Origin of the sequence: Salinibacterium sp. TMP30, assembly GCF_038397785.1 — a bacterium.
Taxonomy (GTDB): domain Bacteria; phylum Actinomycetota; class Actinomycetes; order Actinomycetales; family Microbacteriaceae; genus Rhodoglobus.
The window spans coordinates 24,203-48,845 of sequence record NZ_CP151642.1 but is presented as its reverse complement, the minus strand read 5'-3'; the positions used below and the strand labels follow the sequence as shown (position 1 = coordinate 48,845).

General features: G+C 61.7%; 26 protein-coding genes and 1 tRNA gene. 12 read left to right on the top strand and 15 right to left on the bottom strand.

Features of this window, described 5'->3' with window-relative positions; genetic code table 11:
• Nucleotides 1–98 precede the first annotated feature (98 nt).
• The 7 genes from AADH44_RS00250 to hemE form a co-directional block, all read right to left on the bottom strand.
• Nucleotides 99–1,520 (bottom strand): glutamate-1-semialdehyde 2,1-aminomutase, encoded by a 1,422-nt coding sequence (locus AADH44_RS00250; RefSeq protein ID WP_341953360.1) that lies wholly within the window; start codon nt 1,518–1,520, stop codon nt 99–101.
• Nucleotides 1,517–2,512, bottom strand: coding sequence for a porphobilinogen synthase (gene hemB / locus AADH44_RS00245; protein ID WP_341953358.1), 996 nt, complete (start codon nt 2,510–2,512; stop codon nt 1,517–1,519). Before hemB ends, AADH44_RS00250 begins: the two co-directional genes overlap by 4 nt.
• A complete protein-coding gene (gene hemC / locus AADH44_RS00240) occupies nt 2,509–3,423 on the bottom strand; it encodes a hydroxymethylbilane synthase (protein WP_341953357.1) in 915 nt (304 codons plus the stop codon). Before hemC ends, hemB begins: the two co-directional genes overlap by 4 nt.
• Nucleotides 3,420–4,661: a ferrochelatase gene (locus AADH44_RS00235; protein ID WP_341953356.1), complete on the bottom strand. Its 1,242-nt coding sequence runs from the start codon at nt 4,659–4,661 to the stop codon at nt 3,420–3,422. The genes hemC and AADH44_RS00235 overlap by 4 nt, the downstream gene beginning before the upstream one ends.
• Nucleotides 4,658–5,329 (bottom strand): hydrogen peroxide-dependent heme synthase, encoded by a 672-nt coding sequence (gene hemQ, locus AADH44_RS00230; RefSeq protein WP_341953354.1) that lies wholly within the window; start codon nt 5,327–5,329, stop codon nt 4,658–4,660. Before hemQ ends, AADH44_RS00235 begins: the two co-directional genes overlap by 4 nt.
• 66 nt (nt 5,330–5,395) lie before the next feature.
• Entirely contained in the window at nt 5,396–6,727 is a 1,332-nt protein-coding gene (locus AADH44_RS00225) for an FAD-dependent oxidoreductase (protein WP_341953353.1), read from the bottom strand.
• Nucleotides 6,728–6,731: 4 nt separating this feature from the next.
• Entirely contained in the window at nt 6,732–7,790 is a 1,059-nt protein-coding gene (gene hemE, locus AADH44_RS00220) for a uroporphyrinogen decarboxylase (protein ID WP_341953351.1), read from the bottom strand.
• Nucleotides 7,791–7,807: 17 nt separating this feature from the next.
• Here hemE and AADH44_RS00215 point away from each other — a divergent pair, with 17 nt between their 5' ends.
• Nucleotides 7,808–9,043, top strand: coding sequence for a glutamyl-tRNA reductase (locus tag AADH44_RS00215; RefSeq protein ID WP_341953350.1), 1,236 nt, complete (start codon nt 7,808–7,810; stop codon nt 9,041–9,043).
• Nucleotides 9,044–9,121: 78 nt separating this feature from the next.
• Nucleotides 9,122–9,778, top strand: a complete 657-nt coding sequence (locus AADH44_RS00210; protein ID WP_341953348.1) for a GNAT family protein — start codon at nt 9,122–9,124, stop codon at nt 9,776–9,778.
• Here AADH44_RS00210 and AADH44_RS00205 read toward each other — a convergent pair.
• Together AADH44_RS00205 and AADH44_RS00200 are read right to left on the bottom strand one after the other, a co-directional pair.
• A complete protein-coding gene (locus AADH44_RS00205) occupies nt 9,775–10,719 on the bottom strand; it encodes a serine hydrolase (RefSeq protein WP_341953346.1) in 945 nt (314 codons plus the stop codon). The genes AADH44_RS00210 and AADH44_RS00205 overlap by 4 nt on opposite strands.
• On the bottom strand, nt 10,683–12,650 hold the full coding sequence (locus AADH44_RS00200; protein WP_341953345.1) for a M13-type metalloendopeptidase: 1,968 nt from the start codon (nt 12,648–12,650) through the stop codon (nt 10,683–10,685). Before AADH44_RS00200 ends, AADH44_RS00205 begins: the two co-directional genes overlap by 37 nt.
• A gap of 74 nt (nt 12,651–12,724) precedes the next feature.
• Between AADH44_RS00200 and AADH44_RS00195 the strand changes: the two genes are divergently transcribed.
• The 5 genes from AADH44_RS00195 (at nt 12,725) to AADH44_RS00175 (ending at nt 17,257) form a co-directional block, all read left to right on the top strand.
• On the top strand, nt 12,725–14,101 hold the full coding sequence (locus AADH44_RS00195) for an MFS transporter (RefSeq protein ID WP_341953343.1): 1,377 nt from the start codon (nt 12,725–12,727) through the stop codon (nt 14,099–14,101).
• 101 nt (nt 14,102–14,202) lie between these two features.
• The gene (locus AADH44_RS00190; RefSeq protein ID WP_341953342.1) at nt 14,203–14,496 is read left to right on the top strand and encodes a helix-turn-helix domain-containing protein; all 294 of its coding nucleotides are present in this window, start codon (nt 14,203–14,205) and stop codon (nt 14,494–14,496) included.
• On the top strand, nt 14,489–15,781 hold the full coding sequence (locus tag AADH44_RS00185) for a HipA domain-containing protein (protein ID WP_341953341.1): 1,293 nt from the start codon (nt 14,489–14,491) through the stop codon (nt 15,779–15,781). The genes AADH44_RS00190 and AADH44_RS00185 overlap by 8 nt, the downstream gene beginning before the upstream one ends.
• Nucleotides 15,782–15,867: 86 nt before the next feature.
• On the top strand, nt 15,868–16,563 hold the full coding sequence (nucS, locus tag AADH44_RS00180; RefSeq protein WP_341953340.1) for an endonuclease NucS: 696 nt from the start codon (nt 15,868–15,870) through the stop codon (nt 16,561–16,563).
• A gap of 31 nt (nt 16,564–16,594) precedes the next feature.
• Nucleotides 16,595–17,257 carry an HAD hydrolase-like protein gene (locus AADH44_RS00175; RefSeq protein ID WP_341953339.1) on the top strand — a complete coding sequence of 221 codons (663 nt, stop codon included), beginning with the start codon at nt 16,595–16,597 and terminating at the stop codon, nt 17,255–17,257.
• A 74-nt stretch (nt 17,258–17,331) separates the two neighbouring features.
• On the opposite strand, the gene AADH44_RS00170 is transcribed toward AADH44_RS00175, so the two are convergent.
• The 4 genes from AADH44_RS00170 to AADH44_RS00155 are packed head-to-tail and all read right to left on the bottom strand — an operon-like array spanning nt 17,332 to nt 20,600.
• Nucleotides 17,332–18,447 (bottom strand): NAD(P)/FAD-dependent oxidoreductase, encoded by a 1,116-nt coding sequence (locus AADH44_RS00170; RefSeq protein WP_341953338.1) that lies wholly within the window; start codon nt 18,445–18,447, stop codon nt 17,332–17,334.
• A complete protein-coding gene (locus AADH44_RS00165) occupies nt 18,444–18,974 on the bottom strand; it encodes an isoprenylcysteine carboxylmethyltransferase family protein (RefSeq protein WP_341953337.1) in 531 nt (176 codons plus the stop codon). Before AADH44_RS00165 ends, AADH44_RS00170 begins: the two co-directional genes overlap by 4 nt.
• On the bottom strand, nt 18,971–20,032 hold the full coding sequence (locus tag AADH44_RS00160) for a 3-oxoacyl-[acyl-carrier-protein] synthase III C-terminal domain-containing protein (RefSeq protein WP_341953336.1): 1,062 nt from the start codon (nt 20,030–20,032) through the stop codon (nt 18,971–18,973). Before AADH44_RS00160 ends, AADH44_RS00165 begins: the two co-directional genes overlap by 4 nt.
• A gap of 46 nt (nt 20,033–20,078) precedes the next feature.
• Nucleotides 20,079–20,600, bottom strand: coding sequence for a hypothetical protein (locus AADH44_RS00155; RefSeq protein ID WP_341953334.1), 522 nt, complete (start codon nt 20,598–20,600; stop codon nt 20,079–20,081).
• A gap of 104 nt (nt 20,601–20,704) precedes the next feature.
• Here AADH44_RS00155 and AADH44_RS00150 point away from each other — a divergent pair, with 104 nt between their 5' ends.
• Nucleotides 20,705–21,154: a DUF2834 domain-containing protein gene (locus tag AADH44_RS00150; RefSeq protein WP_341953333.1), complete on the top strand. Its 450-nt coding sequence runs from the start codon at nt 20,705–20,707 to the stop codon at nt 21,152–21,154.
• Here AADH44_RS00150 and AADH44_RS00145 read toward each other — a convergent pair.
• Nucleotides 21,151–21,315, bottom strand: coding sequence for a hypothetical protein (locus tag AADH44_RS00145; protein ID WP_341953332.1), 165 nt, complete (start codon nt 21,313–21,315; stop codon nt 21,151–21,153). The genes AADH44_RS00150 and AADH44_RS00145 overlap by 4 nt on opposite strands.
• Nucleotides 21,316–21,412: 97 nt before the next feature.
• On the opposite strand from AADH44_RS00145, the gene pdxY reads away from it, so the two are divergent.
• Nucleotides 21,413–22,264: a pyridoxal kinase PdxY gene (pdxY, locus tag AADH44_RS00140; RefSeq protein WP_341953331.1), complete on the top strand. Its 852-nt coding sequence runs from the start codon at nt 21,413–21,415 to the stop codon at nt 22,262–22,264.
• Nucleotides 22,265–22,333: 69 nt separating this feature from the next.
• Here the strand turns inward: pdxY and AADH44_RS00135 are convergent.
• A tRNA-Leu gene (locus AADH44_RS00135) sits at nt 22,334–22,417 on the bottom strand.
• 219 nt (nt 22,418–22,636) lie between these two features.
• Here AADH44_RS00135 and AADH44_RS00130 point away from each other — a divergent pair.
• From AADH44_RS00130 to AADH44_RS00120, 3 genes are all read left to right on the top strand, one after another.
• Complete coding sequence (locus tag AADH44_RS00130) at nt 22,637–23,341, top strand: M23 family metallopeptidase (RefSeq protein WP_341955018.1); 705 nt, start codon at nt 22,637–22,639, stop codon at nt 23,339–23,341.
• A 79-nt stretch (nt 23,342–23,420) separates the two neighbouring features.
• Nucleotides 23,421–24,137, top strand: coding sequence for a DUF3662 and FHA domain-containing protein (locus AADH44_RS00125; RefSeq protein ID WP_341955016.1), 717 nt, complete (start codon nt 23,421–23,423; stop codon nt 24,135–24,137).
• Nucleotides 24,134–24,643 (top strand): FHA domain-containing protein, encoded by a 510-nt coding sequence (locus AADH44_RS00120; RefSeq protein WP_341953330.1) that lies wholly within the window; start codon nt 24,134–24,136, stop codon nt 24,641–24,643. The genes AADH44_RS00125 and AADH44_RS00120 overlap by 4 nt, the downstream gene beginning before the upstream one ends.

Below are 24,643 nucleotides of genomic sequence, written 5' to 3'. Positions count from 1 at the left end.
GCTACCGCAAGTAGCCATTGTGCGGCATATTCTCAGTTTGGCATAGGGCTGCAGTCAGAACTCACTCAGAGTGCCCAGTTGCCGTGCTGTCCGTTCGACTAATGAGGGGCGGATGCCGCAGCAGCAGCCTTTGCCGCCGCAGGCAGTGCTTCCACAACCTTCGAGACCACGCCATCGTCGTGAGCTGCCGAGACAAACCATGCCTCGAACACACTCGGAGGCAGAGACACCCCAGAGTCGAGCATTGAGTGGAAGAACGGTGCATAGCGATAGCCCTGCTGCGCCTTCACATCGGCGAAGTTGAGCGGTTCGGTCGCGCTGAATACGAACGAGAACAGGTTGCCCGCGTGCTGCACAACATGCTCAACGCCTTCAGCGCTGAGTGCAGCAGACGTTTCTGCGGAAAGAGTTTCGGCAACCTGGTTGAGCCGGGAGTACACGGCGTCGTCGGCGAGCCGCAGCGTAGCAAGGCCCGCGGCGACGGCGACGGGGTTTCCACTCAGGGTGCCCGCTTGGTAAACCGGGCCGAGCGGAGCCAATAACTCCATGATGCGAGCCGAACCGCCCAATGCGGCCAATGGCAATCCGCCACCGATGACTTTGCCAAAGGTGAAGAGGTCGGGAACCCAGCGTGGGCCGCCTGCGTTGGCGCGAGCATCCAAGCCCCAGTAGCCGGCGGGGTCAACCCGGAAGCCGGTGAGAACTTCGTCGCTGATGGCGAGGGCACCGTGCTCGTGGGCAATGCGCACAATGGTTTCGTTGAAGCCGGGCTGGGGAGCCAGGACGCCCATGTTGGCGGCGGCAGCCTCGAAGATGATGCCAGCGATGTCGTGACCGTGTTCGGCGAAGACCTGTTCAAGGGCGGCAACGTTGTTGTATTCGATAACGAGAGTTTGGGCTGCGGTCTCGGCGGTGACGCCAGCCGAGCCGGGCATCGAGAGTGTTGCGAGGCCCGAACCCGCTTCGGCGAGTAGCCCGTCGGAGTGACCGTGGTAGTGGCCGGCGAACTTCACGAGCAGTCGGCGGCCGGTAGCTCCGCGGGCTAAACGGATGGCCGTCATGGTTGCTTCGGTGCCGGTCGAGACGAGACGCAAACGTTCGATGGGGCTGACGCCGCCGACGCTGATGCGCGCACGCACAAGTTCGGCGAGTTCGGTTTCGGCGGGAGTGGATGCTCCAAAGCCGAGCCCGCGCGCCGCCGCCTGCTGAACAGCGTCAATCACTTCAGGGTGAGCGTGGCCCAGAATGGCGGGGCCCCAGGAGTTGACGAGGTCAATGTACGAGCGGCCCTCGACATCCGTGACATACGAACCAGAGGCCTTGACGAAAAAGCGGGGTGTTCCGCCGACGGAGCCGAACGCACGCACGGGTGAATTGACTCCGCCGGGCAGCACTCCGCGAGCGCGATCGAACGACTGCTGGTTGGTGGCGGCCGCTGGCGCAGCGGCTGGCGCAGCGGCTGGCGCAGCGGCTGGCGTCGCAGTGCCGGAGTCGGCGGGTGTGCTGGAGGTGTTGCTCATCGGTGTAGCCATTCTGCGAGTTCTGTTGCGTAGTAGGTGAGCACCGCTTCGGCGCCTGCCCTCTGGATGCTGAGCACCGATTCTTCGATGGCCCGGCGGCGGTCAATCCAGCCGTGCGCTGCGGCGGCTTCGATCATCGCGTATTCGCCGGAGACTTGGTAAGCCCACACCGGCACGCTGCTCACTGCGGCAGCGTCGGCGAGCACATCGAGGAAGCTCATGGCGGGTTTGACCATCACGATATCGGCGCCCTCGTCGATGTCGAGTTCGACTTCGCGGATGCCTTCACGCCGGTTGGCGGGATTCTGTTGGTAAGCGCGACGGTCGCCCTCAAGCGAGGACTGCACTGCTTCGCGGAAGGGTCCATAGAACGCGGAGGCATACTTCGCGGCGTAACCGAGTAAGGGGGTGTCGGTGTGGCCGGCGCTGTCGAGGGCATCACGCACGGCGGCGACTTGCCCATCCATCATCCCGCTGAGACCCAGCAACTGGGAGCCAGCTTCGGCCTGAGCGACACCCATTTCCCGGTAGCGCTCAAGCGACGCGTCGTTGTCGACGATCAGCTCGGTCGCGCCCGTCACGGGGTGGGTGCGCTCGCGCAGCACTCCGCAGTGACCATGATCGGTGAATTCGTCGAGGCAAAGATCGGTCTGCACCACGAGGGCATCTCCGGCCTCAGCGACAGCCGCGCGGGTGGCGACATTCAGAATTCCGTTGGGGTCAATCGCGCCGGAACCTTCGGCATCCTTGTTCTCAGGAACACCAAACAGCATCACCCCACCGACCCCCAACTCGGCGGCCCGCACGATAGCCCGCCTCATCGAATCGAGCGAGTGCTGCTGAACGCCCGGCATCGAGCTAATCGGTACCGGTTCGCTCAACCCTTCGCGCACAAACATCGGCAAAATAAGTTGGCTGGGGTGGGTGCGGTTTTCGGCGACAAGGCGACGCATTGCCGGGGTCGACCGCAAACGGCGGGGGCGGATGATCACGCTCGAGCCCCCGTCAAAGCCCCTGCGCCCTGTGCCAGCAGTTCGTCGGCGACCCGCTGTGCTGCCTCACGCGCCGGGTCATCAACATCGTTGACGTACAGCGCGTGGGAGCTGGTGAGGTACCGGGAGCCGTCGAGGGCGTAGACCCGCGCATCTAAGAACAGGAGACCGTCATCGATGACCGCGTGGGCTCCGAGGGGAGCTGAGCATCCGGCGTCCAGAAAGGCGAGAACGTAACGTTCCGCATCAGTCTTGGTGCGGCTCGGCTTGTGGTCGAGCACTGCGGCGAGCTTCTCTTCGCCCGTGCGCACCTCAATCGCGAGGGCACCCTGACCGGGTGCCGTGGGCCAGCCAGCAATGCCGAGGTATTCGGTGATCGCGGCGGCACGGGCGGCACGGGCAAGACCCGCGGCGGCCAGGATGACGGCATCGAGGTGTCCGTCGGTGACTTTGTCGAGGCGCGAATCGATGTTGCCGCGCAGATCGACAACCTCAAGGTCGGGGTAGCGCGAACGCAGCTGTGCTTGACGACGAGGCGAACCAGTGCCCACACGCGAGCCAGCGGGAAGCGTTTCGAGGGTGAGTTCGTCGCGCGCACACACCACGTCGCGCTCATCGGCACGCTTCGGCACAGCAGCAATCGTGAGGCCGGGGATGTCGGCCGTAGGCAGGTCTTTGAGGGAGTGCACCACAACGTCGCACTCACCGGCCAGCAGAGAATCGCGAAGCGCGTTCGCGAAGACACCCTGACCACCAATCTGCGAAAGCGATTCGGTTGAGCGATCACCCTGAGTGGAGATCGGGATGATTTCGGTCTCAACACCGGTCTTGTTTTCGAGGGCGCGCGCCACCGTAGTGGTCTGCGCCATCGCGAGGGTGCTCCCCCGCGTTCCGATCCGAACTACTGTCACGGTGCTACCCCCGCGGCTGCCGGCTTGAAACCGAGCCGCACATTCTCACAGCACCCGGGACGACACACGTCATACCAGGGGCCAAGTTGTGTCAGTGCGGGGCGGTCTGCCACCGGCACTCCGTCTCGACGCTCCAACACCAGGTCAACAAGACCGGTGACGAACGCCGGATGCACTCCAGGAGTCGGAACGCGAACAGCAACCATGTTGTGTCCTCCCGCGGTTTCGAGCGCCTCGGTGTCGAGATCCCACTTCACTTCCATGTGGTCAGAGATGAATCCGAGCGGCACGATCACCACCGCTTCAATGCCGGCCTCGGCGAGCGCATCAATCGCGTCGTTGATATCGGGTTCAAGCCACGGCATCGAGGGCGGGCCACTGCGCGACTGATAAACGAGGCTGTGCGCGGGCTGCACCGTGCGTTCCGTCTGCTCCGGCTGTTCCGGCTGTTCCGGCTGTTCCGTCTGCTCGGACTTCTCAGGCTGATCGGCGTGCTCGGGGTTGATCGTTTGAGCCGCCATAACGACTTCGGCTACTGCAAGGTGCTGCGCCGCGTAGGCACCACCCTCTCCAAAGCCACGGAAGTCTGGGCCACTCTTGGCGGCATCCGTCGACGGGATCGAGTGGGTCGTGAACAGCACGTGCGTCTTCTCGGGCGCGATGCCCTTTGCGGCAACCTGTGCGAGTCCGTCACGCACGCCGTCGATGAAGGGCTGCACAAAGCCGGGGTGGTCAAAGAACTGGCGAATCTTATCGATCTGGATTGTGCCCAAGAGCCCCGTCTCTTCGAGCGCGATCGCATAGTCTTCGCGGTACTGTCGGCAGCTCGAGTACGAGCTATACGCACTCGTGCCGACGGCGATGAGCTTCTTGTAGCCGCGCTCGTTTGCCTCGGTGAGAGCGTCACGTAGGTAGGGGTTCCAGTTGCGGTTTCCCCAAATGACGGGCAGGTCGATTCCTCGGCGGGCAAGCTCGGCTTCGAGGGCAGCCTTCAGTTCGCGGTTCTGATCGTTGATGGGGCTCACACCACCGAAGGCACGGTAGTGGTGTGCAACCTCTTCGAGTCGTTCTTCGGGGATGCCGCGTCCACGCGTGACATTACGCAGGAACGGGATGACATCGTCTTGACCCTCAGGCCCACCAAAACTGGCGAGCAGAATAGCGTCGTAGGCTACGGCCTCTTCGACGTGTTCTGCACCGGATGCTGCGGCATCCGTTGCTCCAAGAATGCGGGTCATGCCAACACCTCGGCGATCTCCGCAAGGGAAATGCGTCGCCCCGTGTAGAAGGGGATCTCTTCACGCACATGAAGTCGAGCCTCGGTCTGACGCAAATGACGCATGAGGTCGACAAGGTCAACAAGTTCGGGAGCTTCGAGCGCGAGCATCCACTCGTAATCTCCGAGGGCGAAGCTGGCAACAGTGTTCGCGAGAACCTGAGGAAGCTCAGAACCCTTGATGCCGTGGTCGCGCAACATCTTGCTTCGCTCGGCATCCGGGAGCAGGTACCACTCATAGCTGCGCACAAACGGATAAACCGTGAGCCACGCTTCGGGCTCTTTGCCGAGCATGAACGCGGGCATGTGGCTCTTCGAGAACTCCGCGTCGCGGTGCACCCCCATGGCGTTCCAGGTAGGAAGCAGGGTCGAGAGCTGCTCGCTGCGACGCAGTTCGCGCAACGCCCACTGGATGTCTTCGGGCTTGTCGCCGTGCAACCAAATCATGAGGTCGGCATCGGCGCGCATCGCCGAAACATCGTAGAAACCACGAACGGTCACGCCGCGGGCTTCAACCGCGGCAACCGCAGGCGCGAGATCACCGGTAGGGGCCGGGCGATGCGGGTCGTGACGGAATACCGCCCACAGTGTGTAACCCAAAACTTCGGTGGTCGTGTCGACGTCAGTCATGTCTTCCATTCTCTCCCGTGCCTTCTGGGCAAGCTGGGAGAATACCTGTGAGTTAGGTGAACCTAACTACTTTAGCTTCTTGGCTTTGCGGGTCTCCGCTGCGTCAGCGTTGTCATCAGCCGGATCATCATTAGCAGGATCGTCATCAGCCCGATCTTCATCAGCCGGCGCCAGCAGTCGATCAACCGTGGCATAAGCGTGCGCCACAATGCCGGCCAGCCCGGTTCCGCCGACAGTTTCGCCAACAACAACCACACCATCCGTTCGTTCGGATGCTGTCAATGCTGCTGGGCGAATCCACTGCTGGCGAGCAAAATCCACCACCGCTTCAGGCGGAAGTGACACGCCAAGCAACACTTCGGCATCCCGACGCGCAACCTCAGCCAAGTTGTCCGGCTCGTCGTTATACGAAAGCCGCACAACGTGCCGCCCCTCCGCATGCTCCTTCAGCCACTGCCACTTCGCCGTCGAATGCGTGAGTGCGCGAGCGGACACCGCTGTGCAGTTGGGGGCGACCAGCACTCCCGAACCGCGCGGTTCGGCATCCAACTCAGGGGCATCAAGCACCAGAGTGGCGAGCGTCACGGTGCGCCCATGCACGGGAGCAAGGATGCCCGGGGCCGCAATAATAACGGTACCGTCGAGGTCTGCGAGCGCCTCAGCAGTGTCAATGCGGCGCTCGAATTCGACGATCACGCCGTAGTCCGTCAGGTCGGCAGCAAGTTCGGTCACGAGGCGATTGATTCCGCCCCGGATACCCTGAACCGCTGTTCCGGCCGGCATCGCGCTGCGCATCGACCGCACCGCCATCGCCAGGGAGCCGTGCAGCGCCAAACGGTCCTTCAGCCCCGCAACCCGCTCCAGCGGGAGATCGTTCGGGTGCAACGAATAAACACCGTGCACAACCGGGGCGACCAGCTTCTCCACCGTCGCCTTACCCATGCGCTGTCGCACAAGAGCACCCAGCGAAATGTCGGTTCGGCGCCCAAACCACGGAATCAGCGAATCAAGCTGTGCCCGAAGTGCGCCGCCAAGACCCAGCACGGCAATTGTCTGGGCGTCGAGGGGGGTCGAGGGGATGCCCAGCACTCCGGTGCTGGGCAGGGGAAGGGCCGCGCCATCCACGGGCTGCAACCACGCACCCTCGTCGCTGGGTGACACAATGTCGTCGCCGAGCCCGAGTTCGCGAGCAAGATCAGCAACAGTATTGCCTCGGGTGGCGAAACTTTCGGCTCCAGAATCCAAATTGATGCCACCGACGAGGTGGGATGCCACGGTGCCGCCGAGATGATCGCTCGCCTCTATGAGGCGCACAGTTCGTCCCGCCATCGCCAGTCTGCGCGCAGTCACAAGCCCGGCGATGCCGCCGCCAACGACGGTGAATTCTGTCGTACTCACGGCACTAACCTTCCTGGTGAACGAGCTCCACAATTTTGGTGAGCACGTCGGGGTCGGTGTCGGGGCCCACTCCGTGTCCGAGATTCACGACATGGGCGGGGGCCACGCGTCCGCGGTTGAGCACGTCGCGAACGTGCGCTTCAAGCACGTGCCACGGAGCCCCGAGCAGTGCGGGATCGATGTTGCCCTGCAGGGGCACGCCGCCGCCGAGGCGACGGTCAGCCTCATCGAGCGGGATGCGCCAGTCGACGCCCATGACATCGGCGCCCACGTCGTGCATGGCGCGCAGTACTTCGCCGCTGCCGACACCGAAGTGAACCTTCGGAACGTCATAGCCGCGCAGGTGAGAGAAGGCGCGCTTGGAGTGCGGGGCAACCCGGCGCACGTACTGCTGCTCGGAGAGCGAACCGACCCACGAGTCGAAGAGCTGCACGGCAGAGGCGCCAGCTTCGACCTGGGCGATTAAGAATTCGCCCGCAATATCGGCACACCAGTTCAGCAGGGTCGCCCACGTCTGCGGGTCGGAGTACATGAGAGTGCGCGCACGCTGCTGGTCTTTGCTTGGCCCGCCCTCAACAAGGTACGACGCGAGAGTGAAGGGAGCTCCGGCAAAACCGATGAGCGGGGTTGTGCCCAACTGAGCAACGGTCTGTGCGACTGCTTCGCGAATCGGAGCAAACGCGGCCGGATCAATGGGGCGCAGTTTCGCGACATCCGCTGCCGTCCGAATCGGGTTTGCAAAGACGGGGCCACGACCGGGAACAATTTCGACCTCAACACCGGCAAGCTTGGCGGGGATCACAATGTCGCTGAAGAATATCGCGGCATCAACTTTGTGACGGCGAACGGGCTGCATCGTGATCTCGCTGGCGAGGTCAGGCGTCAGGCACGCCTCCAGCATTTCGTTGCCTTCGCGCAGTTTGCGGTACTCCGGCAGTGACCGGCCCGCCTGGCGCATAAACCAGACGGGAGTGGTTTCGGGTCGATCCCCCCGATAGGCCCGGATGATAGGCGAGTTAGCTGTACGGCCGTCGAGAAGAGGGTGGTCAGAAATCAAAGTCACGGGGTTAACATTAGGTTGTGCTCCTGTGTCTTAGCTCGAATCATCACAACGCGAGCTTAGACGTACTCGAAAGTCTGTCTGAGGTCGCCCCAGCCGCCACTACCGAGCTCGTTTCGACCAACGATTTCGTTGCCGGAGCTGTCGTTGTTGCCACCTGCAACCGCTTCGAGGCGTACCTCGATGTTGAAGAACCACTCACCGCCGCATCCGCGGTCACCGTTTGCTCGCTGCTCGAATCGCTGAGCGAGAGAACCGGACTGAGTGTCGACACCCTGCGAGAATCCATTGCCGTCCATGAGGGTGCGGATGCTGCAGCTCATCTCTTTGCGGTGACCTCAGGTCTTGAGTCTGTCGTTGTGGGCGAAGCGGAAATCTCGGGGCAGGTCAGTCGGGCTCTCGATCAGGCTCGACTAGACGGCACCACCACTCGTGACCTTGAGCGTCTCTTTCAGCGCGCCACCCACACCAGTCGCGGCATCAAGAACAGCACCGCCATTGCTGGGTCGGGCAAGTCTCTCGTGCGACTTGCTCTCGAACTGGCATCGAGCCGTGTCGCTGACTGGTCGACCACACGTGTGCTCGTGGTGGGCACCGGCCGTTACGCCGTCACCACTGTCAATGCGCTGCGCGACATGGGCGCCCTCGATTTGCGTGTCTTCTCCCCTTCGGGCCGCGATGCCGCGTTCGCACTCAAGCACAGCCTTACCCAGAGCGAAGACTTCGATGTCGACGTCATCGTCACGTGCACCGTGAGCGCGGTGCTCGGCACCGAGCGTTTCTCCGCCACCAGCAAGTGTCTCGTTCTCGACCTCGGACTCCCCCGCAATGTGGACCCCACCGTCGGCCACATCGACGGTATTGATTTGCTTGACCTCGAAACGATCAGCCTCCACGCTCCCCTCGAAGAGTTGAATGCGCATGCGGATGCTCGGGATCTGGTTCGTACGGCAGCCCACGAATTCGCTGCCGAAAGTCAGGCTGAGCCCGCCATTGTGGCCCTGCGCACTCACCACTTCGCCCTATTGGAGGCCGAGATCGCTCGTGCCACCGCGCGCGGTGCCGGCGAAGAAACCATTTCTGCCCTCCGTCACCTGGGCGGTGTTCTGCTTCACGGACCCTCCGTTCGCGCCCGCGAGTTTGCGGCTGAAGGCCGGGCGGCTGAGTTTGATGCCGCGCTGGGCGCTCTCTACAACATCCCTGTCGTACGTTCGTCTGGCGCGACTAGCGCCGCTGCACGACCGCACATCGCGTAGTTCCCCCGACCTCAGAACACACCCCGCAACGCAGCATCCCCTACAACGCAGCATCGCCCACAAAGAAGAGGGTTCAGGATGAAACCGTTTGAGTTCAGCACTCCGATCCACACGGAACGCCTCGTGATTCGCCCGATCACGACAAGCGACAACGATGCCGATGACCTGCACGCCCAGCAGTCGAACGCTGCGCTGACCACCTACATGCTGTACGAACCCCGCGACCGGGCAATGATCGTGGAGAAGGTTGCCGAATGGACAGCCAGCGAGAAGCTCGGTGAGTCCGGTGATTACGTGCAGTTAGCGATCGAACTTGCGGACGCTGTGCCTCCGGTGGCAGAGCACATCGGTAGGCTGCCCGTCGCGGGCGCTGCGACTGAGTCGACCAGTGCTGCGGAGCGTCGTGCCGTGATGATCGGCACCCTGTATTTCAAGATTGAGAGTGCTGAAGATTCGAATGCCGAAATTGGGTGGGCGCTGCATCCTAATTTCCAGGGCAAGGGTTTTGCTCGTGAGGCGACATCCGCCCTCCTGGATCTTGCGTTCGACACGCTCGAACTTCACCGGGTGTTTGCCAATTTGGATCCGCGAAATGATGACTCGGTGCGCCTGTGTCTGGCACTGGGCATGAGACACGAAGCCCATCATGTTGAGGACATGTGGTTCAAGGGTGCTTGGGCAGATACCGGAATTTACGCGATTCTCGATCGCGAGTGGGCTGCGCACCGCCGTTAGTGCACGTATTCCAGCAAGTCGTAGCCGAAGATGCGCAGTGCTTCGATGGTGCGGAGCCGTGCCTGAAGGCTGCTGTCTTCGAACTGGATGGATGCCGCATAGGCCACCGCACGCTTGTTGCCTCTCAGGGCACCGGCTTCCGCTCGCACGCCCCGATCGATGCCGGTCTTGTTGACCAGCAGCGTGTTGTGGTCGGCTCCTCGGTGAGCGAGGGGATCAAGCCCGAATGCGCTTGCCACGAGTGACAGGTCGGTGTTGAGGGAGAGCCAGCCAAGTACTCGTTGGCTGGCAATGGAGTTCACAATTTCGCCGCGGGCGAGGGCACCGAAGAGCCAGCTGAGTTCGATGGCGGATCCGACGGAGACTTGGGGCGCGTCGTCGGGCCCACGGTTGTCTCGCACGAGGTCGAGCAGTGCCGTTTTGGTGAGGCCGAGGGATTCGGTGCGGGCTCGCACAGCATCCAACCCAATGAGGCGCAGAAGCATGTTGGTGGCGAGGTTGTCGCTTGTGGCACCGACGAGGGCGGCGAGGTCGGCGACGGGTAGCGATGGTGCTTGGAGGTGCTGCCAGAGCCCGGCAGCACCAACCGATGATCCAGGAACTTTGTCGAGAATTCCGTAGGGCGCAAACTCACGATTGTCGAAGCGCGCCGAGACTTCGATGAGCAACAAGATCTTGCCGATGCTTGCCGTCGGCAGCGCAACCCGGTCGTCGATGCTGAGAACGGTTTTGCCCGTGTTGATGTCGACGGCGCTGGCTGAAACCCGTGCGCCGGAGTTGCCAAGCTTCAGTCTTCCGAGCGCGGCAAAGGTACTGGTGAAGTTGGGTTCATCACCAGTTCCGGCATGCTTCGCTACTCGGGGCGCGCGAATGCGATGACGGCGTTCTCGGCTCTGCTCGATCTCTACCAAATAGTGACGCGATCTTTCGGGGATAGCCACAACGTATCGGATTCAGTAACACCAAATGTCTCATAGAACGCGTCGATGTTGCGAACAATCTGGTTGCACCGGAACTCATTCGGCGAGTGAGGGTCGATCGCCAGCAGGCGAATCACTTCTTCATCGCGACCCTTCTGCTGCCAGGCTTGAGCCCACGACATGAAGAATCGCTGTGCTCCGGTGAGGTTGTCAATAACCTGCGGTTCTGCACCGTCGAGGGAGATCATGTACGCCTTCCACGCGATAGCAAGTCCTCCCAGGTCGCCGATGTTTTCCCCAATGGTGAGCGAACCGTTGACGTGATGCTCGGGGACCTGCGCCGGGGCGAGAGCGTTGTACTGGCCGATAAGCGACGTGGTGCGTTCTTCGAATGCAGCCTTGTCTTCGGGAGTCCACCAGTCAATGAGCCGACCGTCTCCGTCGTACTTGGCACCCTGATCATCGAAGCCGTGACCGATCTCGTGGCCAATGACCGCACCGATCGCTGCATAGTTAGCGGCATCATCCCGGCCCTCATCAAAGAAGGGGTATTGCAGGATGGCGGCGGGGAACACGATCTCATTGAAACCGGGGTTGTAATACGCGTTGATGGTTTGTGGGGTCATGAACCATTCGTGGCGGTCAAGCGGCTTGCCAATTTTTCCGAGTTCACGCTGAAACTCGAACTCGTTTGCTTCCCGAACGTTGCCGGCAAGGTCATCGGCGCTGATCTCCAGAGTGGAATAGTCACGCCACTTTTCGGGGAACCCGATCTTGGGGGTGAACTTGTCGAGCTTCTCGAGGGCTCGCTCACGGGTGGCGGCGCTCATCCATTCGAGGTGGGTGATCGACTGGCGGTAGGCCTCAACAAGATTGGCGACCAGCACATCCATGGCCGACTTCGCGGTTGGTGGAAAGTGGCGTTGAACGTAGATCTTGCCGACGGCTTCGCCGAGCACGCCCTCGACGAGCGAAACACCCCGCTTCCAGCGGGCGCGAAGTTCGGGGGTTCCCGAGAGTGTGCGGCCATAGAAGTCGAAGTTTGTTTCAACGAAATCACCCGAGAGGTAGGCGGCGTTAGTGCGGATGACTTGCCACGCCAACCAGTCACGCCAGGCCTGCAAGTTGTCGTCGTTCAGTACCGACTCCAGCCCTTCAACGAAGCTGGGCTGGCGCACAACAACCTCGTCGAGGGCATGCTCGGGAACATCGATCGCGTCGAGCCATACGGTTAAGTCGATTGCGCCGGTGAGATCGTTGGCGGCCTGCCACGTCATCGGGTTGTACGTTTTTTCGCTGTCGCGGTTGGCGACGTTATCCCAGTGCTTCGAGGCGATCTGCACTTCGAGGGCCACAATGCGGGCGGCACGCTCAGCAGGAGCATCAAGGCCGGCGAGGGTGAGCATCCGCTCAATAAAGGTCTCGTATTTGGCAAGGATGTCAGCGAACTTTTCTTCGCGGTAGTACGACTCGTCGGGGAGGCCAAGGCCACCCTGCTCGATGAAGACAAGGTAGCGCTCGGGGTTGCCGGGGTCATTGTCGACGAAGATCTGGAAGAACCCGCTCGTGCCGCCGCGTTCGAGACGACCAAGAGTGCTGAGGAGAGTGGGGATGGAGTCGACCGCTGCTGCGTCGGCAAGCTGCGGCGCGATGGGGGTTGCGCGCAGTTCGTCGGCACGCGCCTCGTCAAGGAAGCTCGCATAGAGGTCACCAACCTTGCGTTCTTCGGTGCCCGGCTCGGCCGACTGTGACTCAATGATGATGTCGCGCACGGCCTCTTCGGCCTCCTCAGCAAGCACCATGAATGAGCCGTAGCGCGCCTTGTCTGAGGGGATCTCGGTGCGATCAATCCACGCGCCATTCACATGACGAAAGAGATCATCTTGAGGGCGAACCTGCGGATCAAGATCGTGGACGGCTATTCCTGACGGCAATGACGATTCGGCACTCATGCACACAGCCTAGGGCCTTCTCCTAACGCATTTGCTGCGAATATTAGACCAGTGGAGAGCCCTACTATTAAGTGATGACCGGCCCCCACTCTGCAGCGGCCACGCCACAGTACTCTCACGGTCTCACCCACCGAAAAGTGCTGGCATGGCGCAACGCGATAGCGACCCTTTTTGCTCTTGCCGGGTTCTCTTTTGCTAGCTGGGTTGGCCGCATCCCCACGGTTCGCGACATTTTCGATGCCAGCCACTCAGAGATCGGTGTACTACTATTCGGGCTCGCGATTGGTTCGATTGCCGGACTCGTTCTCGCCGGCCGAGTCGTTGAACGATTCGGTGCTCGTCGAGTTATCCAGGTTTGCGCCGTTCTGTTTGCCGCAGCCCTTGCGGCTACCGGACTCAGCGTAGGTCTTGCCGAAAGCTTCGTCGGTGCCCTCATTTCGCTTACCGTGATGGGCATCGCGTTCAGTACCTACGACGTCGCCATGAATCTCTCGGGTGCCGCAAACGAACGGTTGCTTGGCCGCGCCACGATGCCTACCCTTCACGGCTTTTACAGCCTCGGAACCATGGCGGGGGCAGGTCTCGGCGTCGCCGCCGAAGCGCTCCACATTCCGCTCGCCCTTCACCTCACCGTCATCGCCGCGATTGCTCTCACCACTGCCTTCGTCGTATTGCGTTTCGTGCTGCCCGAGACTCTGGCGGATGCACCACCCAACACTCAAGAAATGGCTGTCGCTGCCGGCACAATCGCGGCCCCCGCACTGCGGAGCGTGTGGCTGGAGCCCCGCACCCTCATCATCGGCGTCATCGTGCTCGGCATGGCTTTCGCCGAGGGCTCCGCCATTGACTGGCTCGCTCTAGCAATGGTCGATGGCTACAACCTCGACAACGCCTTCGGCACCCTCATCTTCGGCATCTTCGTCACCTCAATGACCGCAACCCGCTTCTTAGGGGTGCGCGCCCTCGACCGCTTCGGTCGGGTGCCCGTGCTTCGAGCATCCGCCGGTCTCGCCGCCGTCGGCCTGCTGCTCGTCATCTTCTCGCCCGTCGTGCTCCTCGCCGTGCTGGGCACCGTCTTCTGGGGTGCCGGTGCTGCCCTCGGATTCCCGGTCGGAATCTCGGCCGCCGCCGATGACCCCAAACGCGCCACCGCTAGGGTGACCGCCGTCGCCACCATTGCCTACTCGGCCGCCCTCATCGGTCCGCCCATGATCGGCTTCATCAGCGACCAGGTTGGTGTGCTGAACGCACTGCTCGTGATCGTGGTACTCACCGCGCTTTCGGGGCTGCTCTCACCCGCCGCCCGCGAGTTGGCGGGCCGCCATGCTCGCAACGTCATCGACTTTGCGTCGCCGGGTACGACATCCGCTGCCGTCAGTCTTGCAACGACGGAACTGCAGATCATTTCAGCCGAGAATCTGGCCGCCGAGCCGGGTAACGACCGCTCCTAGGGCCAGAATATCGTTGCACTTGTACATGCAAGAATATTCTGGCACTCTTGTGTGCAAGGATATTCCGGCACAATACCGAACTGAGAACGCAGGAGCACACCGTGACCACGATCACCGTCAGAAGGTTCAGAGACTTTGGCGCTGTCATCAAAGCAGCGCGAGAATCCCGCGGGCTGCGTCAGGATGAGCTCGCCGGCGAACTCGACATCACGCGTCAATACCTCCAAGACCTCGAAAATGGGCGCCCCAACCTGTACATCACGCGCTTGCTCCGCGCCATGAACTCACTGGGCATCACCATCAGCGTGACCTACACCCCCGGTCGGGCAAGAAACCCCGACCCGGCTGCACGCGATGATGCAGACTCCGCCGATACAAACTCCACCGATGACTGAAACTCTCGCCGTATTCCTCCACGACGACTACCTCGGAGACGTCATCCCCGTGGTGCAGGGTCAGCGCCGCCAGAAGAATCGAGTGCGATTTCAGTGGGATAGCGAGTACCAGCCGGGGGAAATCTCTCTCACCGAGTCGTTTACCTCGATTCCCGGCCGAGAGCCCGACGGCACACTGGTATCCAATTTCTTCGGCGGCTATACCCCGGATGGCAACCACCGTGAAGCAATGGCTGCACTGCGCGGTATTGACCACAATGACCTGTTCGACCTACTTCGTGAATTTGGGGGCTCCCTCGGTGGAGCACTCACCTTTCGGGAATCCGATGAGACTAGCCCCTTCATTCCCCACTACACGGCAATAGACGACACGACCGTTGCCCAACGGCTCACGCAGGCAGTAGAGCGTCACGATCTCGGCATCCAAGATGACAGCCGTTCGATGCTTCCCGGGTTTCAGCCGAAGCTACTGCTCGCACTCTTTGGTTCTCAGTGGCATGAACCTCACGGCCGCGCGCACTCCACACACATCCTTAAACCTCAGCTTCACTCGCGACCCCACCAGCTCTATAACGAGTACTACAGCCACCAACTCTCACGAGCAATGGGACTTTCCCAGTTCGGCAGCGAAGTTATCAGCGTTGGCCAGACCACGTTTTTGTCTATCGAACGTTTCGACCGGGAGGTCGACGGCACCTCAGTCTCGCTCGTCCATCAGGAGGATGCCGCCCAAGCGCTTGGGCTTGACTGGCAAAACTCGGAGATCAAGTTTCAAGACGCCCGGTGGCCGACAAATCCGGCACGACCCAACGTCCGCAAAGTTGCGGAGATCACGGGCTCGCTCCCGAATGCACTCGCCGAGACCGCGCAGTGGCTGCGACAGCTCATCTTTCACGTGCTCATCGGCGACAACGATGCACACGCCAAGAATGTGGGCTTCGTGCACAAGAGTGATGGCACGCAGCTTTCAGAGCTATACGACGCCGTGCCCAATCTCTATCAGTCAGGTCGAATCAACTGGGATTTGGCAATGGCAATCGACGGCGACTTCGATCACCGAAAGGTGAGCGCAGAAAGCATTGCCCGGGAGGCGGCATCCTGGTCTGTGTTGCGCGCCGACACGATCGACGGCGTGATCGACACGACTCTTCGCGAGTTCGCTGACGCACAAGCATCCACCACGCCACCGAGCGATGTCGACCCGAGTGTTGTCGAACGGCTCAGCTGGAATGTTCGGCGGCTCACTGAAGGCAGCCAGATCAGTTCTCCCAAGGAAAAACTCTGACCACCCATGCCCGGTCGCGCACAGCGCGGATCACCGGGACGCGCAACCATACGCCCCCACCCGCCGCACACGGTTAGGCTCGACGGGTGCGACTTGTCATAGCCCGATGCTCCGTTGATTATGCGGGTCGTCTTAGCGCCCACCTGCCCCTGGCCACACGATTGCTGTTGCTGAAGTCTGACGGCAGTGTGCTCGTGCACTCCGATGCTCTCTCCTATAAACCTCTCAACTGGATGAGCCCACCGTGCGTGCTCTCGACCCTTGAACCTGAGACTGAGCAGTCGGATGCCGGTGTCTCCGAGATTTGGAAGGTCGCCCACACGAAGTCGGCTGACCTGCTCATTGTCTCGATTCACGAAATCTTGCACGATTCCAGCCACGAGCTGGGCGTCGACCCCGGGTTGCAGAAGGATGGCGTCGAGGCCCACCTGCAGAAGCTGTTGGCCGAACACATCGACATTTTGGGTGACGGCTACCGCCTCGTGCGCCGCGAATACATGACCGCCATTGGGCCTGTCGACATTCTTGCCACCGACGAGAAAGGCGCGAGCGTTGCCGTCGAAATCAAGCGCCGCGGCGACATCGATGGTGTTGAACAGTTGACCCGCTACCTCGAGCTGATGAACCGCGACCCTTTGCTTGCACCCGTCGCTGGTGTGTTTGCGGCCCAAGAAATCAAGCCTCAGGCGCGCACTCTTGCTAAGGACCGCGGCATCCGCTGTGTGCTGTTGGATTATGACGAGATGCGCGGTCTCGATGACCCCAACATGCGATTGTTCTAGATTCTTCGATCGCAGTTTAGGCTTGACACAAATGGCAAATAACTGGACTTGTATTCTCGTTGACCTCGATGGCACGATCGCTGATTCGGCGCCCGGAATTACGACGTCGCTCGCCTTCATGTTTGAGGAGTTGGGCTACCCGGTTCCCTCGAAAGAAGAACTGTTGGCCTATGTTGGCCCGCCGATGCTCGACTCGTTTCGCGACCGCGCCGGGTTCACCTCGGTCGAATCCGCCCAGGCGCTTTCGGTCTACCGCCGCCACTACATGGAAGGCAACAACGCCCACGGCAGCGACATTTTCCCCGGAATGCGCACAGTGCTGAGGAAGCTGCATGCGAGCGGGATTCCGTTGTCGCTAGCTACCTCGAAGCCCGAATTTCCGGCATCCGTAATTTTGGACCACGCGAACCTCACCCAATATTTTCGAGTGATGGCGGGGGCGTCGATTGACGAGATCCGCAGTGCCAAAAAAGATATCGTCGCTGAAGCACTCACCCGCCTGACAATGATCGGTGCCGACGTGAGCAACCCCGTCATGATCGGCGACCGCGACTACGACATTGAGGGCGCAGCCGAGCACGGCATCCCCACCATTTATGTCGACTGGGGTTATGGCAACGCCGGCGAATCCGCGGGATCCCTCGCCGTTGTTTCGAAGGCCGAAGAACTTCTGCCGCTGCTGCTTCCCGGTTAGCCGGCGCGCTGTATCCCGCTGCATGCTGTATCCCGCTGCGTTCTCAGGGGCCACGATCGCTTTTCGAGCGGTCCCTAGCGGGCGAGGCTCTCAACAATGCGGCCAAAAAGATGCGGAAGTCGTGCGGCGAGCGGCACGATGGCGCTGCGCAGCGGTGAGTTGGCTGCTGCCACAAGCCCCGTGGTGAGCATCCGAAAATCGCGGGTGATGCGCCGCCATTCACGTTCGTAGCGTTCCGGTTCGTCCGCGACGATGCACTCGATCACGGCCCGTGCCTCAGCCAACCCGAGCCGGATTCCTTCTCCGGTGATCGCGTCAACATACCCCGCAGCATCGCCGACCAGCAACACTCGGCCTGCGCGCTGACCGCGAGTGTTTTGCAAGAGTGGGCCAGCACCGCGCGCGCTCGATGCTGGCTCGGCTCCGCGCAGTCGTTCCGCAAGCGCCGGCACACTCGCCAGCGCTTCCTCAAACGAGAAGCCTCGTCGCCCGAGCACGGCAACCCCCACTTCGTTGTCGCCAACAGGAGTGATGTACACCTCAGCATTCGGAGCCCAGTGCACCTCCACCAGGTCAGTCCACGGGGCAACCTCAAAGTGTTGCCGGATGCCGAACCGCCGAGAATCGTTGTGCCTCACGCGGCGAGGGCGCGTGGCCAGGCCAACCAGCTCACGCACCGCAGAGAGCAGGCCGTCGCAGCCGAGCATCCAGCGTGCCTCGAAGGTGCGACCGTCTACCAGCTGCGCGGATACCGCGCCGCCCTGCTGCTCGATCGCGTCAACTTTGCCGTGCTCAAACCGCACCCCCAGCTCGGCGGCCCGCTCGGCGAGCGCCCGGTGTAGTTCGGTGCGGCGAACGCCGAGTGCCGCATTGCCGGAGAAACGGTGTTCGGCGGTGCGTTTGCCGTTCTGGTAGCTAATGCCGGCAATCATGCGGCCGCTCGGATGCACGCCGAGGGCGGCTAGTTCTTCGACAGCGCCGGGCATGACTCCTTCACCGCAGGCTTTGTCGATGGTGCCGCCGCGGGGTTCGATGACGAGGGTGGTGAGGCCATGCATCCGCGCATTAATGGCGGCGGCGAGCCCAATCGGCCCGCCACCGACGACGATCACGTCGACAACTTCGGAATCGACCGACGACGCGTCAACTTCGCCAATGACCTCGCCAACAACTTCGCCCGACTCAGTCATAGCGTCAGTTCGCGCAGCGCCCGATTTTCCGTCGGAATACGGAACACCAGCAGCAGCACCGCATTCAGCACGGTGAAGACAATCGCAGTCACCCAGGCGGTATGCACGAGCGGCAGCGCAATGCCCTCAATGGCAACAACCAGGTAGTTGGGATGCGGCAGCCAGGTCAGTCGGTAGGGTCCGCGGTTCTGCACGCGGCCGGCACCGGGCACCACGATCACGCGGGTATTCCACTGGGCGCCGAGCGAGCTGATGATCCAGTAGCGCGCGGCTTGGCTCAGGAGGGTGATGATGAGCATCGGGATTCCGAGCCACAGCAGAAACGGCCGATCAGCGATGAGCACTTCGGCAACGCACGCGACCAGTAGGCCGGTGTGCAGGGCAACCATCCACGGAAAGTGCTTCTGGCCATACTCACGACCGCCACGCTCGAAGGCAGCTGCCGCGTTGCGCTTCGAGATTCGCAACTCATAGAGACGTTCCATGCCGGTGCCAAAAACAAGGGCGATGTAGGCGATCACGCTCATGTTGGCCACTCCAACAGAACGAATTCGGCGCTGACACCAGGGCCGAGGGCAAACGCGAGGGCGTGGCTTCCTGCCGCCGGTGCGGGGTCGCGGTTCATGGCATCCGCGAGCACATGAAGCACAGCGGCCGACGAGAGGTTTCCGACGCGGGCAAGGCAGTCCCAGCTGCTCTGCAAGTCACTGCGCTGTAACCCGAGCGAGCTTTCGAACGCTTCGAGCACGCGAGGGCCACCGGGATGCGCCAGCCAGGTGTCGACATCCGCAATTGCGAGTTCATTGCGGCCCAGAAAATCGCTGACCTCGGTGGGAAAGCTGTTCTGAATCACGTCGGCAACGCCCGCCGTGAGCACGATTTCGAAGCCGGTTCCGCCCACATTCCAGCCGATCACGTCGTGGCTGTCGGCGATGAAGGTGCTGCGGGTGTCAACAATGCGCGGGCCGGGTTCACTGCGGTTATCCCCCACCATCACGACCGCTGCGGCACCGTCACCGAAGAGTCCGGTAGCAACAAAGTTGCCCATGGTTTGGTCGCCGCGTTGCAGAGTGAGCGAGCACAGTTCGACGCTCAACAAGACTCCGACCTCATCCGGATGCCCGACCAAATAGTCATGCACGCGGGCCAAGCCCGCGGCCCCCGCCACGCATCCGAGGCCAAACGAAGGCACCCGTTTCACGTCGGGCCGTAACCCCAACCGGGGAATCAGCAGGGCGTCAACCGAGGGTGCCGAAACCCCGGTGACGGAGGTGAAGAAGACGAAGTCGACATCACTGGGGGTGAGGCCAGCAGCGGCGAGCGCTGTCGTCAGTGCCCGGTCGAGGAGGTCGGTGGCAACGCGAATGAACTCGCTATTGCTCTCCCGAAAGTCGCCCAGGTCGCGGTAACGCTCAATTGGCAGAGCGGTGTGCCGACGCTGGATGCCGCTAGCGCCATGCATCCGCTCAATGACGGCGTGATGTGAGGCGGTAGCTGACAGCAGCGGCGCAAGTTCTGCCGTGATTTCGGATTGGCTGTAACTGTATTCCGGCACAACCGGAGCCACTGCCGCGATTCTGCTCATGCTGCGACTCTGCTCATTCAGCGACCCTGCTCATTCAGTGAAGTTATCACGCACGGAGGTCGCGGCTGCCGTTGCGGCGGGCGGCACGCCACGCGCGCCACGCACCCGTCGACCACAGGGCCCAGGCGATGAGCACCGGTTGGAATGGCATCCGAATCCACCGTTTGAGGTCGGTATCGAGTCCGAGCGAGTCGACCTGGTTCACGAGCTGCGAGATATTGCCCGGATACACGGCAATGAAGAATGCGGCGGCAACCCAACCAACCTGGGGGCGATACTTTTTGGCAAAGATGAGGGCACTGCCGAGGGCGATCTCGACGACACCCGAGGCGACAACCACAAAGTCTTGGTCGAAGGGTTGCCAGTCGGGAACCTGCGCCTGAAAATCTTCACGCGCGAAAGTGAGATGGCCGATGCCGGCCAGCACGAGGGATGCACCGAGCGCGATGCGTCCGACCCGGCGGCCGATACGGCTGGCGCGCGACGGTTCAGCGGTTTCGGTGACTTCGGCGGCGACGGCTTGCTCTGTGGATGCGGCCGACTCGGCACGGTCTGGTGTCTGCTCCATCTGCCTATTGTGGTGCGCCGGGCTTGGCATCTGCCGAGTGTGCGGTCGGCATGCGGTCTGCATGCCGATGCGCGGGGCCGGATGCTCGGGTGCACACTGGTGGCATGACTGAACCCTCTGCGTCGTCCTCTCCCCCGTCGCTGTCTTCCTCGTCGCCGGCCGCCCCGTCGCCCGACGTGGGCGTGACGTCCCCGGAATCTTCCCACGAGCGCGCCACCCTCTTCCGACACTGGAACGCCACCGCGATCACTTTCGTTGTACTCGCGATCGTGGGCCTAGTGGGCACGTGGTTCTTCAACGTGCTCGCGATCGTGCAGCTGCGCGACTTTTTGGGCGACTGGTTCGGCAGCGGCCCCGCCGTGAACTCGTTGGGCGTCGACCTGCTGGTGGTGGCGGTTGCGGGCAGCATCCTCATCATCATCGAGGCCCGCAGGCTCGGGATGAAGCGGGCGTGGCTCTACATCGTGCTGTCAGGCATCACAGCTTTTGCGTTTACCTTCCCCCTGTTCCTCGCCATGCGCGAGCGCAAGCTGGTGGAATTGGGGCGGCGCTAGCTCCGCTTTTCCTCGTCGTGATCGTCAACAACACGTGGGGGACCATCGGGATCTGGGGCTCCGCCTTCATTTACCCAGTCGGCTATCTCGATGGCTTCTTCTCTCGTCACCGGCGGAGATCGCCGAAAGATCGATCGAACCTTCTCTGTGAACTTGGACATGTCTCGCAGTCTAGCCATCGGGTCGTAGAGGCCGATCCGGCGACGAGAGTGGCCCTCCCGAATCCGCAAGCATCCCCAACAGTGGGAAGATTGACCAATGAAGATCCTCTCCATTCAGTCAGCAGTCGCGTTCGGCCATGTCGGAAATTCGGCCGCAGTGTTCCCGCTGCAGCGCATCGGCGTTGAGGTCTTGCCTGTTTATACCGTCAACTTCTCGAACCACACCGGCTACGGCGCTTGGCGCGGCCCCATGATCGACCCCGCCAACGTTTCCGAGGTGATCGCGGGCATCGAAGATCGCGGAGTCTTCCCTCAAATCGACGTTGTGCTTTCCGGCTACCAGGGCGGAGAAGGCATCGGCGATGTCATCATCGATACCGTCGCCCGGGTCAAGGCTGCCAACCCGAACGCGATCTATGCGTGCGATCCCGTGATGGGCAACGCGAAATCCGGCTGTTTCGTCGCCCCCGCCATCCCGATCCTGCTCCGCGAGCGCGTGGTCCCCGTCGCCGACATCATCACCCCCAACCAATTCGAGCTCGGCTTCCTCACCGATACCGAGCCAGACACGATCGAGTCGACCCTCGCATCCGCCGACCTCGCCCGAGCAATGGGCCCGAGCACGATCCTGGTGACGAGCGTCGAGCGCCCCGACCGAGAAGACGACACCATCGAAATGATGGTCGTGACGGAAGCCGGAGCCTGGATTGTGCAGACCCCCCGACTGCCGCTGAAAGCCAACGGTTCCGGTGACGTAACCGCCGCCCTCTTCACTGCCCACTTCACGCGCACGGGCAATGCCGCGGATGCTCTGGCTCGCACCGCATCCAGCGTCTTCGACCTTCTCACCAAGACTCTCGAGTCTGGGGAACGCGAACTGCAGCTCGTTGAATCGCAAGAGTTCTACGCAGAGCCGCGGATGCAGTTCAGCGCGCGCCAAGTGCGCTAAGCAATAGAAACGTCATGATCAATAAGAAAAGGCCCACCAAATGGCGAGCCTTTTCAGTATTTTTTTCTGTGCGCGAGGGGGGACTTGAACCCCCACGTCCTTTCGAACACACGGACCTGAACCGTGCGCGTCTACCAATTCCGCCACTCACGCGTGGATTGAGTTAACACTCAACTGAGTGAGATTATCACAGCGGCCTCAGCATCAACGACTCGACTCCACGCGCCAATTCACTTAGGATTCACAGGTTAGTCATATAGCGTCGGTTGCTGCCCGTGTGTCAAAAACTGCGGGTTCAACCAGACTTGATCCAAAACTGCTGAACCCGAGCAGTGCACAGACCACACCCCTGGGGGTTACCGCGTGAAACGAATGCTGACACTCAGCGCAATCATGGCAGTTGTCGTGAGCGTGACTGTTCCAGCCGCAGCACACATGGAACCCACTTCTGGCGACCTGCTGTCCACCGCATCCGCAGCTTCAGCATCCGCAGCTATGCAGCAGTCATCTGCTGTCGGAGCAGCCAAGGCAGAAACTTCTGTACCCAGCCAGTCATTTGCTTCTTCTGCCGATGCCGAGATCACCCCCGCAGCCCGCGACGCGCTCTCGGTAAAGAAGCTTGTTGTTGAACCGCCCGCCCCCGTCTACGCTCCCTCGGGCCCCTCCGGTTCGTTTGCCGGAACCTACGCCGGAGCATTCGCCGGATTCCTCGCCGTGTGGCCAGCAAACTTCCCCGTCAATGACGGCTTCGGCTACCGCGGATCAGAATTTCACGGCGGAATCGATATTATGACCGGCAGCGGCGCCACCATTGTTTCGGCATCCCCCGGCGTCGTCACCCAAGTCACCTACGGTGGCGGCTGGGGCCAGTACATCAAAATCGACCACGGCAGCGGAGTATCCACCCTCTACTCGCACATGATCCAGGGCTCACAGATGGTCTCACCCGGTCAAACAGTGGCCGCCGGAACCCCCATCGGATTGAGCGGGAGCACCGGCTACGTCACCGTCGCCCATCTTCACTTCGAGACCTACATCAACGGCACACGCGTTGACCCGATGGGCCTCCTGCCCTAACTGCTCGGCGTCGATAACGGGTTAGTCACCCTGAGCCGCTAACATCGACGTACTACAACGAGCGATCATGAGGAGAGCTTTGGGTCTTCTGGACAACTTTGAGCGAGGTCTCGAGCGTGCCGTCAATGGTGCATTCGCGAAGACCTTCAAAAGTGGTCTGCAACCCGTCGAAATCACCAGCGCCCTGCGCCGCGAACTCGACACGCAGGCCGCCGTCGTCTCACGCGACCGCATTCTCGTGCCCAACAACTTCACCGTTCGCCTCAGCCAGACCGACTACCAGCGGATGTCCGGCCTCGGGTCAACACTCATCTCCGAGCTCACCGAACTTGTGCAACGCCACGCCACCGCCCAGCACTACTCCTTCTCTGGCGGCATCGCCATCGTCCTCGCGCCCGACGACTCCCTCAGCCAAGGAATGATCGAAGTTGGTTCGGTGAGCGTCAAAGGCACCGTCGCGTGGACACCAGTGCTCGACGTTGGCGGCACCCGGCATCCACTTGTCCACTCACGCACCATCATCGGCCGGGGCAGCGAAGCCGACATCACCGTCGACGACAACGGCATCTCCCGCAAACACGTCGAAATCCTGTGGGACGGTTCGAGGGCCGAAGTTAACGACCTCAACTCCACAAATGGCTCAAAATTGAACGGATCGCCGGTATCTCGCGCACCACTCGCGCCAGAATCCGTGATTGATATCGGTCGAACCCGTATCGTGTTCCGTGTGCTTGCCCAATCTGCTGACGTCGACCAGCCCGCTGATCGCCGCGACGACCGGGGGTTCACCCGATGAGTGAACTAACCCTCCTGCTGTTACGTGTCGCATTCCTCGCCATCATGTGGGGTTTCGTGTTCGCGATCGTCTACGCCCTGCGCTCCGACCTCTTTGGAGAAAAGGTGCGCCGGATGCCCGTGCAAAACTCTGCACAGGTTGCAGCGCCTTCAGCGCCTCCCACCGCACAGCCCACCCGCCCCGTGGCGCCGGCGCCGGCCGCCGGCAACTCTCTCGATGCCACGCGTCTCGTGATTGTGTCTGGTTCGAAAGAGGGGCTAGAGATTTCGTTGCCTGATGAGCAGTTAACGATTGGTCGTTCGAGCGAATCTGGTTTGGTGATTCGTGATGATTACACGTCGACGCATCATGCCCGTCTGTTGCGGTGGGCTGACAGTTGGGTTGTTCAGGATCTTGATTCCACGAATGGCACCTTTTTGGCGGGCCAGCGTGTGAGCGTTCCGACACCGATTCCGTTGAATACGCCAATCAAGATTGGCACTACTAGCTTCGAACTGCGGCGGTAA

Coding starts and splice junctions, on each gene's coding strand:
- AADH44_RS00235 (WP_341953356.1), bottom strand. CDS start 4,661: ATGACCCGCATTCTTGGAGCAACGGATGCCGCAGCATCCGGTGCAGAA.
- AADH44_RS00150 (WP_341953333.1), top strand. CDS start 20,705: ATGACTGAACCCTCTGCGTCGTCCTCTCCCCCGTCGCTGTCTTCCTCG.
- AADH44_RS00200 (WP_341953345.1), bottom strand. CDS start 12,650: ATGAGTGCCGAATCGTCATTGCCGTCAGGAATAGCCGTCCACGATCTT.
- AADH44_RS00250 (WP_341953360.1), bottom strand. CDS start 1,520: ATGAGCAACACCTCCAGCACACCCGCCGACTCCGGCACTGCGACGCCA.
- AADH44_RS00155 (WP_341953334.1), bottom strand. CDS start 20,600: ATGGAGCAGACACCAGACCGTGCCGAGTCGGCCGCATCCACAGAGCAA.
- AADH44_RS00170 (WP_341953338.1), bottom strand. CDS start 18,447: ATGACTGAGTCGGGCGAAGTTGTTGGCGAGGTCATTGGCGAAGTTGAC.
- AADH44_RS00165 (WP_341953337.1), bottom strand. CDS start 18,974: ATGAGCGTGATCGCCTACATCGCCCTTGTTTTTGGCACCGGCATGGAA.
- AADH44_RS00210 (WP_341953348.1), top strand. CDS start 9,122: ATGAAACCGTTTGAGTTCAGCACTCCGATCCACACGGAACGCCTCGTG.
- AADH44_RS00120 (WP_341953330.1), top strand. CDS start 24,134: ATGAGTGAACTAACCCTCCTGCTGTTACGTGTCGCATTCCTCGCCATC.
- pdxY (WP_341953331.1), top strand. CDS start 21,413: ATGAAGATCCTCTCCATTCAGTCAGCAGTCGCGTTCGGCCATGTCGGA.
- AADH44_RS00195 (WP_341953343.1), top strand. CDS start 12,725: ATGACCGGCCCCCACTCTGCAGCGGCCACGCCACAGTACTCTCACGGT.
- AADH44_RS00145 (WP_341953332.1), bottom strand. CDS start 21,315: ATGTCCAAGTTCACAGAGAAGGTTCGATCGATCTTTCGGCGATCTCCG.
- AADH44_RS00175 (WP_341953339.1), top strand. CDS start 16,595: ATGGCAAATAACTGGACTTGTATTCTCGTTGACCTCGATGGCACGATC.
- AADH44_RS00185 (WP_341953341.1), top strand. CDS start 14,489: ATGACTGAAACTCTCGCCGTATTCCTCCACGACGACTACCTCGGAGAC.
- hemQ (WP_341953354.1), bottom strand. CDS start 5,329: ATGACTGACGTCGACACGACCACCGAAGTTTTGGGTTACACACTGTGG.
- AADH44_RS00130 (WP_341955018.1), top strand. CDS start 22,637: ATGCTGACACTCAGCGCAATCATGGCAGTTGTCGTGAGCGTGACTGTT.
- AADH44_RS00160 (WP_341953336.1), bottom strand. CDS start 20,032: ATGAGCAGAATCGCGGCAGTGGCTCCGGTTGTGCCGGAATACAGTTAC.